13 protein-coding genes and 1 pseudogene are annotated in these 16,814 nt (G+C 55.6%); 6 read left to right on the top strand and 8 right to left on the bottom strand.

The annotated features are described in order from the left end of the window. Positions 1 to 9: 9 nt before the first annotated feature. The 4 genes from fliI to fliF are packed head-to-tail and all read right to left on the bottom strand — an operon-like array spanning position 10 to position 4,753. Complete coding sequence (gene fliI, locus FHN83_RS02820) at positions 10 to 1,380, bottom strand: flagellar protein export ATPase FliI (RefSeq protein WP_139563187.1); 1,371 nt, start codon at positions 1,378 to 1,380, stop codon at positions 10 to 12. Then, on the bottom strand, positions 1,380 to 2,087 hold the full coding sequence (fliH, locus tag FHN83_RS02815) for a flagellar assembly protein FliH (RefSeq protein WP_139563186.1): 708 nt from the start codon (positions 2,085 to 2,087) through the stop codon (positions 1,380 to 1,382). Before fliH ends, fliI begins: the two co-directional genes overlap by 1 nt. Continuing rightward, positions 2,080 to 3,075: a flagellar motor switch protein FliG gene (gene fliG, locus FHN83_RS02810; RefSeq protein ID WP_039032560.1), complete on the bottom strand. Its 996-nt coding sequence runs from the start codon at positions 3,073 to 3,075 to the stop codon at positions 2,080 to 2,082. Before fliG ends, fliH begins: the two co-directional genes overlap by 8 nt. Further along, entirely contained in the window at positions 3,068 to 4,753 is a 1,686-nt protein-coding gene (gene fliF / locus FHN83_RS02805) for a flagellar basal-body MS-ring/collar protein FliF (RefSeq protein ID WP_039032561.1), read from the bottom strand. Before fliF ends, fliG begins: the two co-directional genes overlap by 8 nt. A gap of 227 nt (positions 4,754 to 4,980) precedes the next feature. Between fliF and fliE the strand changes: the two genes are divergently transcribed. Further along, complete coding sequence (gene fliE, locus FHN83_RS02800; RefSeq protein WP_039032562.1) at positions 4,981 to 5,295, top strand: flagellar hook-basal body complex protein FliE; 315 nt, start codon at positions 4,981 to 4,983, stop codon at positions 5,293 to 5,295. Positions 5,296 to 5,363: 68 nt separating this feature from the next. Next, positions 5,364 to 5,777: a lipoprotein YedD gene (yedD, locus tag FHN83_RS02795; RefSeq protein WP_039032563.1), complete on the top strand. Its 414-nt coding sequence runs from the start codon at positions 5,364 to 5,366 to the stop codon at positions 5,775 to 5,777. 44 nt (positions 5,778 to 5,821) lie between these two features. On the opposite strand, the gene amyA is transcribed toward yedD, so the two are convergent. The 4 genes from amyA to fliD form a co-directional block, all read right to left on the bottom strand. Further along, a complete protein-coding gene (gene amyA, locus FHN83_RS02790) occupies positions 5,822 to 7,309 on the bottom strand; it encodes an alpha-amylase (RefSeq protein ID WP_139563185.1) in 1,488 nt (495 codons plus the stop codon). A gap of 102 nt (positions 7,310 to 7,411) precedes the next feature. Beyond that, positions 7,412 to 7,771 carry a flagella biosynthesis regulatory protein FliT gene (gene fliT / locus FHN83_RS02785; RefSeq protein WP_039032565.1) on the bottom strand — a complete coding sequence of 120 codons (360 nt, stop codon included), beginning with the start codon at positions 7,769 to 7,771 and terminating at the stop codon, positions 7,412 to 7,414. Then, positions 7,771 to 8,181: a flagellar export chaperone FliS gene (gene fliS, locus FHN83_RS02780; protein ID WP_039032566.1), complete on the bottom strand. Its 411-nt coding sequence runs from the start codon at positions 8,179 to 8,181 to the stop codon at positions 7,771 to 7,773. The genes fliT and fliS overlap by 1 nt, the downstream gene beginning before the upstream one ends. Positions 8,182 to 8,205: 24 nt before the next feature. Continuing rightward, positions 8,206 to 9,609, bottom strand: a complete 1,404-nt coding sequence (fliD, locus tag FHN83_RS02775; protein ID WP_039032567.1) for a flagellar filament capping protein FliD — start codon at positions 9,607 to 9,609, stop codon at positions 8,206 to 8,208. A gap of 235 nt (positions 9,610 to 9,844) precedes the next feature. Here fliD and FHN83_RS02770 point away from each other — a divergent pair, with 235 nt between their 5' ends. From FHN83_RS02770 to FHN83_RS02755, 4 genes and pseudogenes are all read left to right on the top strand, one after another. Continuing rightward, a complete protein-coding gene (locus FHN83_RS02770) occupies positions 9,845 to 10,777 on the top strand; it encodes a flagellin (protein ID WP_139563184.1) in 933 nt (310 codons plus the stop codon). Between the two features lie 218 nt (positions 10,778 to 10,995). Next, positions 10,996 to 11,898, top strand: coding sequence for a flagellin (locus FHN83_RS02765; protein ID WP_139563183.1), 903 nt, complete (start codon positions 10,996 to 10,998; stop codon positions 11,896 to 11,898). 182 nt (positions 11,899 to 12,080) lie between these two features. Next, positions 12,081 to 12,985: pseudogene (locus FHN83_RS28810) on the top strand (flagellin). 174 nt (positions 12,986 to 13,159) lie between these two features. Beyond that, on the top strand, positions 13,160 to 16,798 hold the full coding sequence (locus tag FHN83_RS02755; RefSeq protein ID WP_139563182.1) for a glycosyltransferase: 3,639 nt from the start codon (positions 13,160 to 13,162) through the stop codon (positions 16,796 to 16,798). Positions 16,799 to 16,814: the final 16 nt, after the last annotated feature.

Raw genomic sequence — 16,814 nt, 5'->3', positions numbered from 1 at the left:
TCTACCTGGTTACGCCTGCGGGAAGATCATCTCCAGAGCCTGGATTGAGCTTTCCCAGTCGGCTTTTTCAAAAATACCCTGCTGCAGATACGCCTCCAGGTGCGGCCACAGGGCAATCGCCTTGTCGAGCATCGGGTCGCTGCCTTTGGCATAGGCCCCGACGCTGACCAGATCGCGGTTGCGCTGGAAGCTGGAGAGCAGCTGCTTGAAGTTACGCACCCGGGCGTAATGCTTCTCGGAGATCAGAGCCGTCATCGCACGGCTGATCGAGGCTTCAATATCAATCGCCGGGTAGTGGCCCGCTTCGGCCAGGCGGCGCGACAGAACGATATGGCCGTCGAGGATCGCACGCGCCGAGTCGGCAATCGGATCCTGCTGGTCATCGCCTTCGGTCAGAACCGTGTAAAACGCGGTAATCGAGCCCCCGCCGCTGATGCCGTTACCCGCGCGCTCGACCAGCGCCGGTAATTTGGCAAACACCGACGGCGGATAACCTTTGGTGGCCGGCGGTTCGCCGATCGCCAGGGCGATCTCACGCTGGGCCATCGCATAACGGGTCAGGGAGTCCATGATCAGCAGCACGTGCTGACCCCGGTCGCGGAAATCTTCGGCGATGCGGGTGGCATAGGCGGCACCCTGCATACGCAGCAGGGGAGAGACGTCCGCCGGGGCGGCAATCACTACCGAGCGGGCACGCCCTTCGGGGCCGAGGATGTTCTCGATAAAATCTTTCACTTCACGGCCACGCTCGCCAATCAGCCCCACCACGATAACGTCGGCCTGGGTATAGCGAGCCATCATCCCGAGCAGCACCGATTTACCGACGCCGGAACCGGCAAACAGGCCCATACGCTGGCCGCGACCGACGGTCAGCAGGGCGTTGATCGGGCGCACGCCGGTATCCAGCACATGCTCGATCGGCGTTCGTTGTAACGGGTTGAAGGGCTGGGTTACCAGCGCGCCGGTTTCGGTGGTATCGGGCGCGGGCAGGCCGTCCAGCGGCTTACCGCCGCCGTCCAGCACGCGTCCGAGCAGCGCCGGGCCGAGCGGCAGTTGTTTGCCGCTGTGCAGTCCGTCGCCGGATAAATTTTTGGCATACACCCGCGCGCCGGGCAGAACCCCTTCGACCTCTTCCAGCGGCATCAGGAACAGGCGCTGGCCGTTAAAGCCGACCACTTCACTCTCGACTTCGCGGATCTCGTTCCCGTCTGGCCGCTCAATAATGCAGGTGGCCCCCAACGGCAGCTGAAGGCCCGTGGCTTCCAGCACCAGGCCGGTGGCGCGGGTTAAGCGGCCATAGCGACGCACGGCGGGCAGCTGCGCCATCTTCGTTTCAAAGTTGTCGAGGGTGTTGAGCCAGCGGGTGAGGCGTGCGGTCATCAGATGACTCCCGGTGCCGCCAGGCGGCACAGTTCCTGCCAGCGGGTGGCTACGCTGGCATCCAGATCCCCTTCATCGGCGGAGACTTTACATCCGCCGTGATGCAGGGTCGGATCGCCGCGCAGACGCCAGCCGTGCAGGTTCAGGGTCGCGCCGAGCATCTCTTCCACGCGCTGAAGATCGTCCGGGTGAACGCGCAGCTGCGGTTTGCCGCTGAACAGCGGCTCCTGTTGCAACAGCCCCTGAATCTGTTTGATGAGCGACGAATTATCTACCGGCGGCGTGTGGCCGATCACCTGGCGTGCCGCCTCCAGCGCCATCTGCATCAGACGCGAGGCGATAACGCTGTCCAGCGCATCAAGCGTGTTCTGGAACTCGCTCACCAGCTGCTGCATGCGGGCATGGATCGGCGCCTGCTGCGAGCGCGCCTGCTCTAACCCCTGCGCCAGGCCCTGAGCCAGACCTTCCTGATAGCCCTGATCCTGACCTTTCTGCCGGCCTTCGTTCAGGCCGGCGGTATAGCCCTGATCGTGCGCCTGCATCTGGATCTGTGCCAGCTGCTGCGCGCGCTGCTCCTCTTCGCTTAATTCGGGCGCGTCGGCGTCCTCGCCGGGTTCGGCAGGGGCGACGCTCGCGGGCACAAATTCCGCGCGGGGAGGGGAGAGGTCATCCGGCGTCCAGACCTTCCACGGCAGTTCATCAGACATAGGTATCCTCGCCGCTGCCTACCACCATCTCGCCGGTTTCGGCCAGACGACGCACAATAAGCAGGATTGCTTTCTGTTCGTTTTCCACCTGAGACAGACGCACCGGACCACGGTTGGCAAGGTCGTCGCGCAGGATATCCGCCGCACGCTGGGACATGTTGCGCAGGAACTTCTCGCGCAGCGGCTGTTCGGCACCTTTGAGGGCGATTAGCAGCGATTCGGAGTCCACTTCCTGCAGCAGGCGCTGGATACTGCGATCGTCCACGTCGACCAGGTTTTCGAACAGGAACATCTCGTCGATAATTTTCTGCGCCAGTTCGCCGTCGAATTCGCGGACTGCAGTAATAACCGCCTCTTCCTGCTGCGTTTTCATCAGGTTGATAATTTCGGCCGCCGTTCTCACGCCGCCCATTTTGCTGCGCTTGAGGTTCTGGCCGTCGAGCAGGCCGTTCAGCACCTCGGTCAGCTCCGCCAGCGCCGCCGGCTGGACGCCGCCGAAGGTGGCGATACGCAGCATCACATCGTGACGCAGGCGTTCGTCGAACAGCGCCAGAATATCGGCCGCCTGACCCCGCTTGAGGTGAACCAGGATGGTGGCGATGATCTGCGGATGCTCGTCGCGAATAAGATCGGCAGCGGTTTGCGGCTCCATAAAGTTGAGCGTTTCGATGCCGCTGGCGGTGTCGCGGGTCTCGAGAATATCTTCCAGCAGGCTGGCCGCGCGCTCTTCGCCGAGCGCTTTGACCAGTACCGAACGCAGGTATTCGTTGGCGTTGACGTTGAGCGCCGCGAACTGTTCCGCTTCCTGCTCAAACTCTGCCAGCACCTCGGTCAGCTGTTTGTTGGAGATCTGGCGCACGTTGGCCATCGCCGCGCTGAGAACCTGTACTTCGCGCTGGGAGAGGTGTTTGAACACCTCTGCCGCCCGGTCCTCGCCAATGGTCATCAGCAGGATGACGCTTTTATCCGTTCCGGTAAGGTTACTCATTTTCTGTACTCATCCACTGGCGAATGACCAGCGCCACGACGCGCGGATCGTTATCTGACATTTCGCGAATACGCTGGCTCATCACTTCAGCGCCCATGCGCTGGTTAGCACGGCGCTGCTGCATCTGTTCGTCTTTGCTGAGGCGGACTTCCACCGCTTCTTCTGTTTCCTGACGCAGCATGGTCTGCTCTTTCAGCGCTTTCGCTTCCTCTGCGCGACGGACGATCTGCGGACGTACCGCTTTACGCCACAGCAGCCAGGCGACAATCACCACCAGCAGCCAGCGACCGGCTTCCAGCATCTGCTCGATAAACGACTGGGTTTTCCAGAACGGCAGCTCGCCGCTGGTATCGTCAACCGCGCTGAACGGCGAGTTCACGACGTTTAAGGTATCGCCACGCTTCTCGGAGTAACCCATGGCTTCACGGGTCAGGTTTTCGATCTGTTTCATCTGCTCGGCGGTCAGCGGCAGCGGCTTACCGTCCGGCAGGGTTTTGTAGTTAACGACCACCGCCACGGAGAGACGCTGCACATCACCGGTGTTCATTTTGGTGTGGCGAATGGTGCGATCGACTTCGTAGTTAGTGGTTTCGTTGCGGCTGCTGGTGCGCGGACCGGAGTTCGCGGCCGACGCCGTTTGCTGCTGCTGTTGGTTCGCCTGTTGGCCGTTCTGCTGGTTCTGTGCCGGGGCGTTAATGGGCGCGGTGTTGGCCGGGGCAGGCTGGTTAGAGAGCGCGCCCGGCACGCCGCCAGGATTTGGCCCGCCGACCTGCAGGTTTTCATTCACCTGACGCGAGCGCATGACCGCCTGGGCGGCATCGCCGTTCGGACGATATTGCTCTTCGGTCTGCTCTTTATCGGAGAAATCGATCTGCGCGGTGACCTGGGCATGCACGTTAGCTGTCCCGACAATCGGGCCCAGAATCGCTTCGATGCGGCTCTGAACGCGATTTTCCACGTCAGTGGCATATTTCAGCTGCGCGTCATTCAGATCGCGATCGCCGTTATTGGATTTGGTTAACAGGCGGCCCATCTGATCCACCAGGGTCACGTTACCCGGCGGTAAACCCGCCACGGCGCTGGAGACCAGATGCACCACCGCGCTAATCTGCCCTTCATCAAGCGCGCGGCCAGGCTGCAGATTAACGGTGACGGAAGCCGACGGGGCTTTTTGTTCACGCACAAACAGCGTCGGTTTTGGCATGGCCAGGTGAACACGGGCGCTCTTCAGCGGGCCCAGCGTTTCGATGGTGCGGGCCAGTTCGCCTTCCAGCGCGCGCTGGTAGTTAACCTGCTCGCTGAACTGGCTGATACCGAATTTTTCCTGATCCAGCAGCTCAAAGCCTACCGCGCCGCCTTTCGGCAGCCCTTGCTGGGCAAGACGTAAGCGGAGTTCATGAACTTTATCGGCAGGGACTTCCAGCGCGCCGCCATTATCCGCGAAGCGGTAAGGGACGTTCATCTGGGTTAACTGGGTGACGATAGCGCCGCCATCCTGGTCAGAGAGGTTGCTGAACAGGGTGCGGTAGTCAGGTTGTTTGGCCCATAAGACCATAGCGACCACAATAGCGATGGCGGCAGCACCTGCCACGATCAATGGCACTTTAGGGTTCGCGCGCAGGCGGCTCATCCATTCGAGAGATTTAGTTTGAGGGCCTGATGTTGCTGACGCAGTCATAGCGCACCTCGTGACTCATCGTGGATTTCATTATTGGTGTGGAGAAACAAAACAGACTCCCGGGTCGGCAAACACAACAAAAATTCCATAATCATGGCCGTGCCATTATTTGATGAATCGGGAATTTCTATGCGTCAAATAACCTGGTTTTTTATCGCTATTTAGCGCCTTTATCTCATTGACAGACTGCTACTCTTGAGCGCGTAAAAATCCATCAGGGGAAAGTCATGGCAATACAGGGGATTGAAGGCGTCATCAGCCAGCTTCAGGCAACGGCAATGACCGCCCGGAATCAGAACGTGGCTGACGTGCAGTCAACCGTCAGCTTCGCGGGCCAGCTGCATGCGGCGCTGGACCGGATCAGCGACACGCAAACCGCGGCGCGCGTGCAGGGCGAAAAATTCACTATGGGCGCGCCGGGCATCGGGCTGAACGATGTGATGACCGATTTACAAAAAGCGTCGGTGTCGATGCAGATGGGCATCCAGGTGCGTAACAAGCTGATGCAGGCGTACCAGGACGTGATGAGTATGCAGGTTTAGTCCTTCTGGTGCTGGCGACGCGACGGCTTTAATGCCACACTATTTTTTTCTCCGTACATGGAATCATGATGAAAAAAATAGCAATTATGGCGGGGCTGCTGGCGTTAACCGGCTGTGTGCAGGTCGATAAATATCAGGACGTGATCAAGCATCCTGTCCCGGCGGAACTGGCGGGGTACTGGCAGTCGAAAGGGCCGCAAAGCAGCCTGGTCAGCCCGGAAGCGATGGCGACGCTGGTGGTGACGCAAGAAGGGGATACCCTGGATTGCCGTCAGTGGCAGCGGGTAGTGGCCGTACCGGGGAAAATCATGCTGCGTTCTGACGATTTTTATAACGTCACCCGCAAGCTGGATATTTATCCGCTGGAGCGTGAAGGCTCGGCCATCGAGTATGACGGGATGATCCTGCAGCGCGTCGATCGTCCTACCGTCGAGTGCGCCGCTTACCTCAGTAAAAATCCGCTCGAAAGCAAGTTGCCGTAACGATCTGCAGACCGGGCAGGCGCAGCGCCGCCCGGTTTTACAGCTTATAACACCTCTTCCATCACCCACACGCTGACGCTGCCACCGTTGCAGGTAAAGACGCCGGTGCCGGTTTCGTCAGTGGTCACGATCTCCTCCCGGTTGCCGAGAAAATCTTTCCAGCTCTTGTTGCCGTAGTTCTCCCCAAGCGCGATCGTTTTTTCGCCCTCGTCACCGTTAGAGAGCACCACCACGCAGCCGGGATCGTCGTCGGTGCCGCTGCGGCTAAAGGCGATACAGTTGGGGTGATCGAACCACAGGGTCTGGATGCCGTGTGCAAAGCGCTGGCGGGCGAGGATCAGCTGGTCGAGCTGCTCGATCACCGGCATGTCGATGTGGTACGTCTCGCCGTCACCGCCGGTGTCGTCATAGCTCGCACCATACAGGTCGGGGTAAAAGACGCTGGGAACGCCGTTTTCACGCAGCAAAATCAGAGCATAAGCCAGCGGCTTAAACCAGGCTTCGACCGGGGCTTCCAGCGCCTGTAGCGGCTGGGTGTCGTGGTTTGCAACCAGCGTCACCGCATGGAACGGATCGGCCTCCACCAGCGTGCCGGTGAAGATCTGGCTCATGTCGTAATCCCGACCCTGTCGCGAGGCTTCGTGAAACTTCATGTGCAGCGGGGCGTCGAAGAGCATGGTTTTGCCTTCAACCTGATCGATATACTGCTGCAGTTTATCGACATCATGCGACCAGTATTCCGCCACGATAAACAGCGGCTTCGGCGCGACCTCCTGCACATGTTCGATCCACTCTTTATAGAACCAGGCCGGAATATGTTTCACCGCATCCAGACGGAAGCCGTCGCACTGGGTCTGTTCCATCGCCCAGCGCGCCCAGTATTTGATCTCCTCGGTTACCGCACGGTTACGAAAATCGATGTTTTCGCCCATCAGGTAGTCAAAATTCCCCATCTCGTTATCGACCTGATCGTTCCAGCCGTCGCCGGTGTAATCATTGACGATCTTAAAGACGCCATTTTCCTCAGGATTTTCGATGTGGTCGATGCCGCTGAAGCATTTGTAATCCGAGATAAACTCTGAGTACTTTCCGGCGCGAACGGGGAAGGTGTAGCGGGTCCAGGCTTCGCATTCAATAATCTCGTCATCGATCTGATTGCGATCGTCGGCGTTGACGCGCTGAACGCGGATGGACTCTTTCTCATCGGCGCCCATTTTGTGGTTCACCACCACGTCCAACAGCACTGCGATGTCGTTGCGTTTCAGCGCGTCGATAGCGGCCAGCAGCTGGTTTTTGTCACCGTATTTGGTGGGGATAGATCCTTTTTGATCGAACTCGCCGAGATCGAAAAGATCGTAACAGTCGTAACCCACAGAGTAGCCGCCGGTAGCGCCTTTATAGGCCGGGGGCAGCCAGACCATGTTGATACCGATCTCGTTTAAGCCGTCGGCACGCTCGGCCACTTCCGGCCAGAGTTTACTGCCTTCAGGGTAATACCAATGGAAGAACTGCAAAAGGGTGGGGTTTTTCATCTTCCGTGCTCCAGTTTAAGAACACAGAGAGTATGAGCGAGACGGAAGAAGTTAGCGGGTGAAATAGTGAAATATATTCACCCGCCTGTAATCAACCCCCGTTCAGATATCCGCGGGGAAAAGAATATTGCCAGAGAGACGTCCATAAGTTGCATTCAGATTATGTTGTCGGGAAGAGTGCCCAACCAAAGTTCTCAGCTCGTCCATACGCTGTTGCAGCAAGGCTTTAAGCTCAATTTCATTGTCGAGGATCTGACGCAGCATCGGGCGTATTTGCGCCTGTATGTGCGGCGCAATTTCATTCGCATCCTGAAACTGTGTTAGCTTTTCAACGGCGGTCAGATATTTCACTTCAAAAGTAATCAGCTCATCCCAGCGCCCTGATTTTGACAGGGCCAGCATCGAGGCGCTGGTGGTTAGCAGTTGCTGATAGTGTTGGAGCAATCCCAGATTGGCTTCCATTAGTAATTGTCCCGGATATGTTGAGAATTGGGGCCTATCTCTTTCCAGGCATCAGCGATGTTATTGAGTAACCCCGCCACTTCATTAATGGCATCAATGTCATTATGAATATTGGCCTGTAAAAGACGTCGGGTCATGTAGTCGTAGAGGCTGTCCAGATTGGTGGTTAACTCACCACCAACCTCGTGATTCAGCCCTGACTGCAGACCATTACTGATAATATTGATGGCTTTGCCCAGCGCCTGCCCTTTACCGGGAATATCACCTTGCTCAATCAAAATAATGGCTTTTTTCATGGCGCTTAACGCGCCATCAAAAAGTAATACCACCAGTTGATGCGGGCTGGCACTCAGGACGGCACTCTCTACGCTAACCTGCGCATAGGCCTGAATTCCCGATTTTGTATACATCGTAAAACCTCAACTCATCATTCATTAACTGTTCATGGCGTTGAACTGTTGGGTCAGATAGCTCCCGGTTTGATCCATGGAAGAGACCAGCTGACTCAAACTGGTGAACTGCGTTTTGTAGCGCGCCATGGTGGCGGTAATCTGTGCGTTAACACGGTCGTACTGATCGGACAGGTTTTTCAGCGTCTTATTGATACCATCGGTGGCACTCTTGACCGAACCCTCTGTCCCTAACATGTCTTTCAGCAGGTTGCTGGTCTGGGTCGCTAAGCCGGTGGTTTTACCGTCACCGGACAGCAATGCAAGCACGTCGGTAGATTTTTCCGTCAGGGCTTTCCCTAACTTGGTGCTGTCCACGGTCAGCTTGCCGTTTACATCCTGGGTAATACCCAACTGCGACAGCGAAGACAGAGAACCGGAACCTTGTGTAGCCGAGACCGCAGAACGCAGGCGCGTCTGAATATTACGCAGTGTGCCATCGCCCAGCAGATCGCCGTTGCTCGTGTCCTGAGAACCATCGCCCTGTTTAACCGCGGTATATTTGGTCTGGTTGCCGATGGTGGTCTGCAACGAGTTATACGCATCGACAAATGCCTGGATCGCATCGGTCATCGGCTGGTTGTCTTTCACTATCGACAAGGTTTCCGGGCTGCCGACGTTAGTTTTGGTCAGGTTGAGCGTCACGCCTTCTGGGGCATCGGTAATGGCGTTGCTGCTACGGGTGATCTTGATGCCATTGATATTGACGATGGCATCGGCGGCCGCGACCTGAACCTTCATTCCCGTTGATGAATCGAGCGGATCGTGGCTGATATATTTCGCCAGTTCACTGTCATCGGTGGTGATCGTCATTTCATTGGCGACACCGCTGTCACGTGAGGTCAGTGACAGATAGTAACTGTTGTCATCCGCTTTAATGATGCTGGCGGTGACGCTTCCCTGCTTGGCGTTAATCGCGTCACGCACATCCGCAAGGCTGGTCTTGTCGCTGGCCAGCGTTACCGTCAGCGGATCTTTCTGACCCGGCTGCGTGATGGTGATGGTGCGCGAGCTCATGCTGCTGTCGCCCAGATCGGTATCTTTGCTGGCCACTTTCGGGCTCAGCAGCGTCTGCGCGGCTGCCAGCTGCGTCACTTCTACCGAGTAAGAACCGGCTGAGGCACTACTCGCCAGCGTCGCACTGAATGCGGTATTGGTGCTGGTCACTTTGGACTGCGCGATAGCAGAGGTATTTTTCAGCGCGTCTGAAGCAGTTTGTAACTTGGTCAGTGCAGTCTGAACTACGCCCCATGCGGTCAACTTCGCTTTATAAGAGGTCTGCTGCTGCGTAATCGGCGTGAGTTTGGTCTGCTCGGCTGTCTGTAAATTGTCATACAACGTATTGAGATCCAGACTGGTACCTGCGCCGAGTGAGCTAATACTTGCCATTTTTTCATCCTTTATTGAGACAATCGCTGGATGCTCTATCGGCAGAAATTGCAAAAAGATTAGCGTTTTTTTATCGTTTTCAATGCGGAAATTAAGCGGAAAAATAGCGGGCAGTTTGTCCTTTTAAAAAAATGATCTTTTTTCTAAAGGTTAGGAAAGGGAGGTCGATAATCAGTTTAGCGGCGAGAAAGCCGTAGGCAGATGCCTGAATCTAAAACTTTTAAAGGAATACATCATGGCTGTTATTAATACTAACACCTTGTCTCTGATGACTCAGAACAACCTGAGCAAATCTCAGTCAACTCTGGGTACCGCAATCGAGCGTCTGTCCTCCGGCCTTCGTATCAACAGCGCAAAAGATGACGCAGCGGGCCAGGCGATTGCTAACCGCTTCACCTCCAATATCAACGGTCTGAACGTTGCTGCACGTAACGCCAACGACGGTATCTCCCTGGCACAGACCGCTGAAGGCGCGCTGAGCGAAATCAACAACAACCTGCAGCGCGTTCGTGACCTGACCGTTCAGGCGCAGAACAGCTCCAACTCCGCGTCCGACATCGACTCCATCCAGGCTGAAGTTAACCAGCGTATGGAAGAGATCGACCGTGTGACCAAGCAGACCGACTTCAACGGTATCAAGGTACTGAACACCGGTTCCGGTAGCACCAGCTACAGTTTCCAGGTTGGTTCTAAAGATACCGAAACCATTGCTATCAAACTCAGCTCCAGCGACAGCTTCAACCTGGCGGCAGCAGGCCAGTCCGGTTCTACGTTGAACACCAAAGCAATGACTGCTACGGATCTTGTTAATAACGTGCAGCGTACTACTGCTGCAGAAGGTTTTGACGTTCTGAAAGGTAAAGTAACTGGTGGTACTGGTGGTACTGCTGCAGGAACTACTCCGCTGAAAGATATTGATGCGGCAATCAAAGCGGTTGATGACCAGCGTAGCCTGCTGGGTGCGTCTCAGAACCGTTTTGAGTCCACCATCACCAACCTGAACAACACCGTGAACAACCTGTCTGCTGCCCGCAGCCGTATTCAGGACTCTGACTACGCAACCGAAGTATCCAACATGTCCCGCGCGCAGATCCTGCAGCAGGCTGGCTCTTCTGTTCTGGCTCAGGCCAACCAGGTTCCACAGACCATGCTGTCCCTGCTGCGTTAATTACGTTTTAACGCCATCAAAAGCGCCGCTTGTCGGCGCTTTTTCATTTGTAGAACTGAATGAAATCGGGAACAATTATTACAGATTCTAATGATTTAAGATGGCTCAGTTTGTTCAGGAGAATTTTTTAAGGGTTCGCTAAAGTTTGGCAATATCTGGACGATAACTTGTATGAATTTGCACAGCGTGATTCATAATTTATTTGAAGGATACTTATCATGGCAGTAATTAATACCAACACCCTGTCTCTGATGACTCAGAACAACCTGAGCAAATCTCAGTCCACGCTGGGTACCGCGATCGAGCGTCTGTCTTCCGGCCTGCGTATCAACAGCGCCAAAGATGACGCTGCGGGCCAGGCGATTGCTAACCGCTTCACCTCCAACATCAACGGTCTGAACGTTGCTGCACGTAATGCTAACGACGGTATTTCCATGGCCCAGACCGCTGAAGGCGCGCTGAGCGAAATCAACAACAACCTGCAGCGTGTACGTGACCTGACCGTTCAGGCGCAGAACAGCTCCAACTCTGCGTCCGACATCGACTCCATCCAGGCTGAAGTAAACCAGCGTATGGAAGAGATTAACCGTGTGACCAAGCAGACCGACTTCAACGGCATCAAGGTGCTCGACACTGGTACTGGTTCCAGCAGCTACAAATTCCAGGTCGGTTCTAAAGATACTGAAACTATCTCTATTACTCTGAGTAAATCTAACGATTACAACCTGTTTAACGCAACGTCAGCAACCGGTGCAACTGGCGGTCTGGTAAACGGTACTGCGCGTGCCACCTCCGCAGAAGGTTTTGACGTTCTGAGCGGGACTGTGACTTCCGGCGGTACCACTGATGGTTCTCCTCTGGCCGATATCGATGCAGCAATTAAAGCAGTAGATACTCAGCGTAGCCTGCTGGGTGCGTCTCAGAACCGTTTCGAGTCCACCATCACCAACCTGAACAACACCGTGAATAACCTGTCTGCTGCCCGCAGCCGTATTCAGGACTCTGACTACGCAACCGAAGTATCCAACATGTCCCGCGCGCAGATCCTGCAGCAGGCTGGCTCTTCTGTTCTGGCCCAGGCCAACCAGGTTCCGCAGACCATGCTGTCCCTGCTGCGTTAATCGTCAGTTCGTCATTAAAAAGCGCTGCCGGTCAGCGCTTTTTTTCTTTTCAAATCAAAGCCAAATAAAAAATTAACACTAAAATTACTAAAGTTTGAAAGTGTCCTGTCGATAATCCAGGAGAAGGCGATGAAGCCACTGGCGCATGCCGAAACTCATGACTAATTTGAAGGATACTTATCATGGCAGTAATTAATACCAACACCCTGTCTCTGATGACTCAGAACAACCTGAGCAAATCTCAGTCAACTCTGGGTACTGCGATTGAGCGTCTGTCTTCCGGTCTGCGTATCAACAGCGCCAAAGATGACGCTGCGGGCCAGGCGATTGCTAACCGCTTCACCTCCAACATCAACGGTCTGAACGTTGCTGCACGTAATGCTAACGACGGTATTTCCATGGCCCAGACCGCTGAAGGCGCGCTGAGCGAAATCAACAACAACCTGCAGCGTGTACGTGACCTGACCGTTCAGGCGCAGAACAGCTCCAACTCTGCGTCCGACATCGACTCCATCCAGGCTGAAGTAAACCAGCGTATGGAAGAGATTAACCGTGTGACCAAGCAGACCGACTTCAACGGCATCAAGGTGCTCGACACTGGTACTGGTTCCAGCAGCTACAAATTCCAGTCGTCGGTTCTAAAGATACTGAAACTATCTCTATTACTCTGAGTAAATCTAACGATTACAACCTGTTTAACGCAACGTCAGCAACCGGTGCAACTGGCGGTCTGGTAAACGGTACTGCGCGTGCCACCTCCGCAGAAGGTTTTGACGTTCTGAGCGGGACTGTGACTTCCGGCGGTACCACTGATGGTTCTCCTCTGGCCGATATCGATGCAGCAATTAAAGCAGTAGATACTCAGCGTAGCCTGCTGGGTGCGTCTCAGAACCGTTTCGAGTCCACCATCACCAACCTGAACAACACCGTGAATAACCTGTCTGCTGCCCGCAGCCGTATTCAGGACTCTGACTACGCAACCGAAGTGTCGAACATGTCCCGCGCGCAGATCCTGCAGCAGGCTGGCTCTTCTGTTCTGGCCCAGGCCAACCAGGTTCCGCAGACCATGCTGTCCCTGCTGCGTTAATTTTCAAAACGCGCACAAAAGGCATCTTCGGATGCCTTTTTTTATGCCCAATCGTCAGATTTAACCCCGTTTCGTTCCCCTCCTTTTCCTCTCAATTTTTTCGTTTCAGCGCAAAATATCGTATTACCGAAAATAGGCCTGGAAGCGTCTCTCCCCTGACGTTGAGGACAAAAAATGCCTGGAATTTTGATTAGCGTTGACAAGTTTGACGCCTGGTCCCCCGCTACCACGGAAATCATCGACATTACCGACGCGCTGCTTGCAAAAGAGTGGCACGTTACGTTATGCACCTCCTCAGCCGGCAAACTGCTGCAGCCCGAACTGGATCGGTTAGCGGGCGATCCGCATTTTCAGGCGATCACGGACGCCAGCGGCGAACCAGGATCCCGTTACGATCTGATCTGGATCGTGAAAGGCTTTTTCAGTGAAAAATTACTGACCGCGCTCACGACGCAACGCACGACCGGGGCGTTTATTTTCCGTCACTACACCGATTACAACGACGTTTATATCCCCTGGGGTGCAGAGCTTGAAAACAGGCTGGCGAGCGAGGTACTGGGACTGTGCGAACTGAGCCATCCTGTGCTTGTGCAAACCGGCATTGAGGAGAGTAAGCTGCGGATCGTACCCTGGATGATCCCGTCTCATTTTGCGGAGGTTGCGCGAGCCACGCCTGCACGTCCCCTGCAAAAAATGCTCTATATTGCCGAAACGATGTCTGCGGAGATGTATGAAGTCCAGCAGCACGCAGCCCGGGCAAATATTCAGTTTGAATGGCTTGATATGTCTCAGCAGTCGCGGCGTATTGAACCTGATTGGCTCGCGGGGTATGACGTGGTTATCGCCACGGACCAACATGCGGCCAGGGCGCTGACGCTCGGCATACCGGTGTTTCTGGCACTGAATGGTTACGTTGAAGGCTATCTGAATGATGACAATCTGCCTCGCTACGAACGCAATGCATTTTCCGGGGCTTCGCTGCGTTTTTGCCCGGGTGCGGAAGAGTGGATTGAGCTATTAACCACGGGTTATGAGCGGGCAGCGGAGTGGGCGCAAAGCCACCGTCAGACATTTTTAAATCGTTGGGCTCTCGATCTACACCTCTCACGACTGCTCACCGATCTGCCCGAGGCGACAGAGCACAGGCTGACGGAAAAGGAGCGCTACGCCTTTTCTTTCCAGAGTAAGGCGTTGCTGGCTCAGCAGGACAGGCAGTACTCCATTCCTCGCTGGCTTGCCGATCGTAAAATCACCTCTGCGCGCCGCGAAGCGCTGCAATCCTTTGCTCAGGCTCTGCCCGGGCAGGCCAGCATAGGTGCGGTGGTGATTGCTCGAGACGAGCAGAGCGAAGCGTGCCAGCGCACGCTGGCGTCCCTTGCTGCTCAGACACTTGCGGTGCAGTCGCTTGATGTGGTTCCGTCATACGCCGACGTCAATTTACTGCTTGAGCATCGTGATGCTCGTATGTTGCTGCTTATCCCTGAGGGATTCACCCTGTTGGATGATGCGCTGCTGCGCTTTATGGAGCAGGCCATCAATAAGCCTGATGCCAGTGCATTTTATTGTGATGAAATGACACACCAGGAGAGCAGCGAGCCGCTGGTGGTGCTGCGTCCGGGAGTCAATATTGACCTGCTGCGAGGCCAGCCTTACATCGGCCAGGTGATACTATTTAACCGGGAACATGCGAAAGAAGCGGGTGGCATTGACATGCGCTATCCCGATGCCGCAACAATCGATCTGATCTGGCGGTTGATTGAGAGACAGGGCGTGCCGGCGCTGGCGCATGTTCCTGAAGTGCTGGTGGAAAATCCGCAACCCGCGACGGCCTGGAGTGAGGCACCTGAGGTTGTAGCGCAGTGTCAGGCGAGCGTGCTTGGGCATCTGGCGCGACTGGGTATCTCGGCCTCCTTAGAAGCGGGGCTGGCAGAGCATCTTCCTCGTTTGCGCTACCCATTGAACGCTACGCCACTGGTTTCGATCGTGATCCCGACCCGCGATCGCTTTGCGCTGATCCAGCGCTGTATTGAAAGCCTGATGGAAAAAACGCGCTACACGCGTTATGAGCTGTTGATTGTCGATAACCAGTCAGTTGACGACGATGCCTGTCGCTTTCTGAACGATCTTGCCGGACTGGGGCTCGAGCAGATTCGTGTCCTGCATTACGATGCCCCCTTTAACTTTGCTGAAATGGGGAATGCGGCGGCACAACAGGCCCGCGGCGATGTGCTGGTCTTTTTAGACAATGACTGCGAAATTATTGACGGCGACTGGCTTGAGGCTTTGCTGGAGCAGGCACTGCGTCCGGAAGTCGGGGTGGTTGGGGCACGACTGGAGTACCAGGATGGCCGGATCCAGCATGGCGGCTATCTGCTGGGCGTACAGAATGGCGTGGAAGTGGCTTTTGATGGCGCGGATCCCCTGAGCAATGGTTTCCAGTACTATTTGAAAACGCCGCACAACGTGGCTGCTGTCAGCGGATCCTGTCTGACGATCCGTAAAGAGACCTTCTTCGCGATTAACGGCTTTACCCAGGAGCGTTACCCGATCTATTTCGCCGATGTGGATCTGGGGTTACGACTGCAGCAGCAGGGCTATATCAACGTCTGGACGCCATTCGCCCGCGTAAAGCATATGGGCGGCGCAACGCGCCTGCTGGCGGGGAAATACCAGGTGCCAGAACGTCCGATGCTGGAACATTACGTGCAACTTCGCAATGAGTGGAAAAGCGGTCTGCTGAACGATCCGTCGTACCATCCATTAATGCAAAAAACGGGGTCCCCGTTCACACTGAGCGAAAACAGCGCGCGACTTCATGCCCCGTTGCCCGGTCGTCCTCTGCCGGTGGTGCTGGCGCATCACGTAGACTGGAACGGGTGTGGCAACTACCGCGTCATGCAGCCATTCAGGGCGATGGAAAGCCATCTGATGATGGAAGGCGGGCTGATCAATTCTATACCCGGTGTAATGGAAGCCGCATTGCAGCAGCCAGATGTCATCGTGCTGGAGTCGCTCACCGGGAGCCGCTTCCCTGACATTATTACTCAACTGCGCAATGTTTGTGACGCCAAAATTATTGTTGAATACGATGATTTCCTGCTTAACGTGCCGTTGAAAAACGGCAACCGCAGTCATTATCCGCAACACATCGTGAAAAGCTTCCGCAAAATTCTTGAGAGCGTCGATCGGGTCGTGGTCTCCACCGCGCCGCTTGCTGAGGCTTACAGTCGTTTTCATCAGGACATCCGTATCGCGCAGAACCGCCTGGCGCCCGATCTATGGGGGCATCTGCAAAGCCAACGCGGCAGCGGTAAAAAGCTGCGCGTGGGCTGGGCGGGGGGGAGTACGCACACCGGTGATTTGCAGATCATCGAGCCGCTCATCAAAGCGCTGGAACACCAGGTTGAGTGGGTGTTCATGGGGATGAAGCCGCGCAACGTCCAGTGCGAATTCCACCCTGGCGTGCCTTTTGAAATGTATCCCGAGAAGCTGGCGAGCCTGAACCTCGATCTGGCGCTGGTACCGTTAGATATTAATCAGTTTAACGAGTGCAAAAGTAATTTGCGTCTGCTGGAGATTGGCACCTGCGGCGTGCCGATCATCGCGACGGATATTGCACCTTACCGCTGTGGCCTGCCGGTGACGCTGGTAGAGAACCGATACAAAGACTGGATGAACGCCGTTCAGCTTCATTTAAATGATGCTGAATACCGCACCCAACAGGGTGATGCGCTGCGTGAAGCGGTTCAACGCGACTGGTATTTGCGCGACGGCGGGCTTGATGACTGGCGCCACGGCTGGCTGGATTTTTGATATGAAACAGGATTAC

Origin of the sequence: Leclercia adecarboxylata, from assembly GCF_006171285.1 — a bacterium.
Lineage (GTDB): Bacteria > Pseudomonadota > Gammaproteobacteria > Enterobacterales > Enterobacteriaceae > Enterobacter > Enterobacter barmai.
The sequence above is the reverse complement of the archived record's forward strand: the minus strand, read 5'-3'. Positions and strand labels throughout refer to the sequence as shown.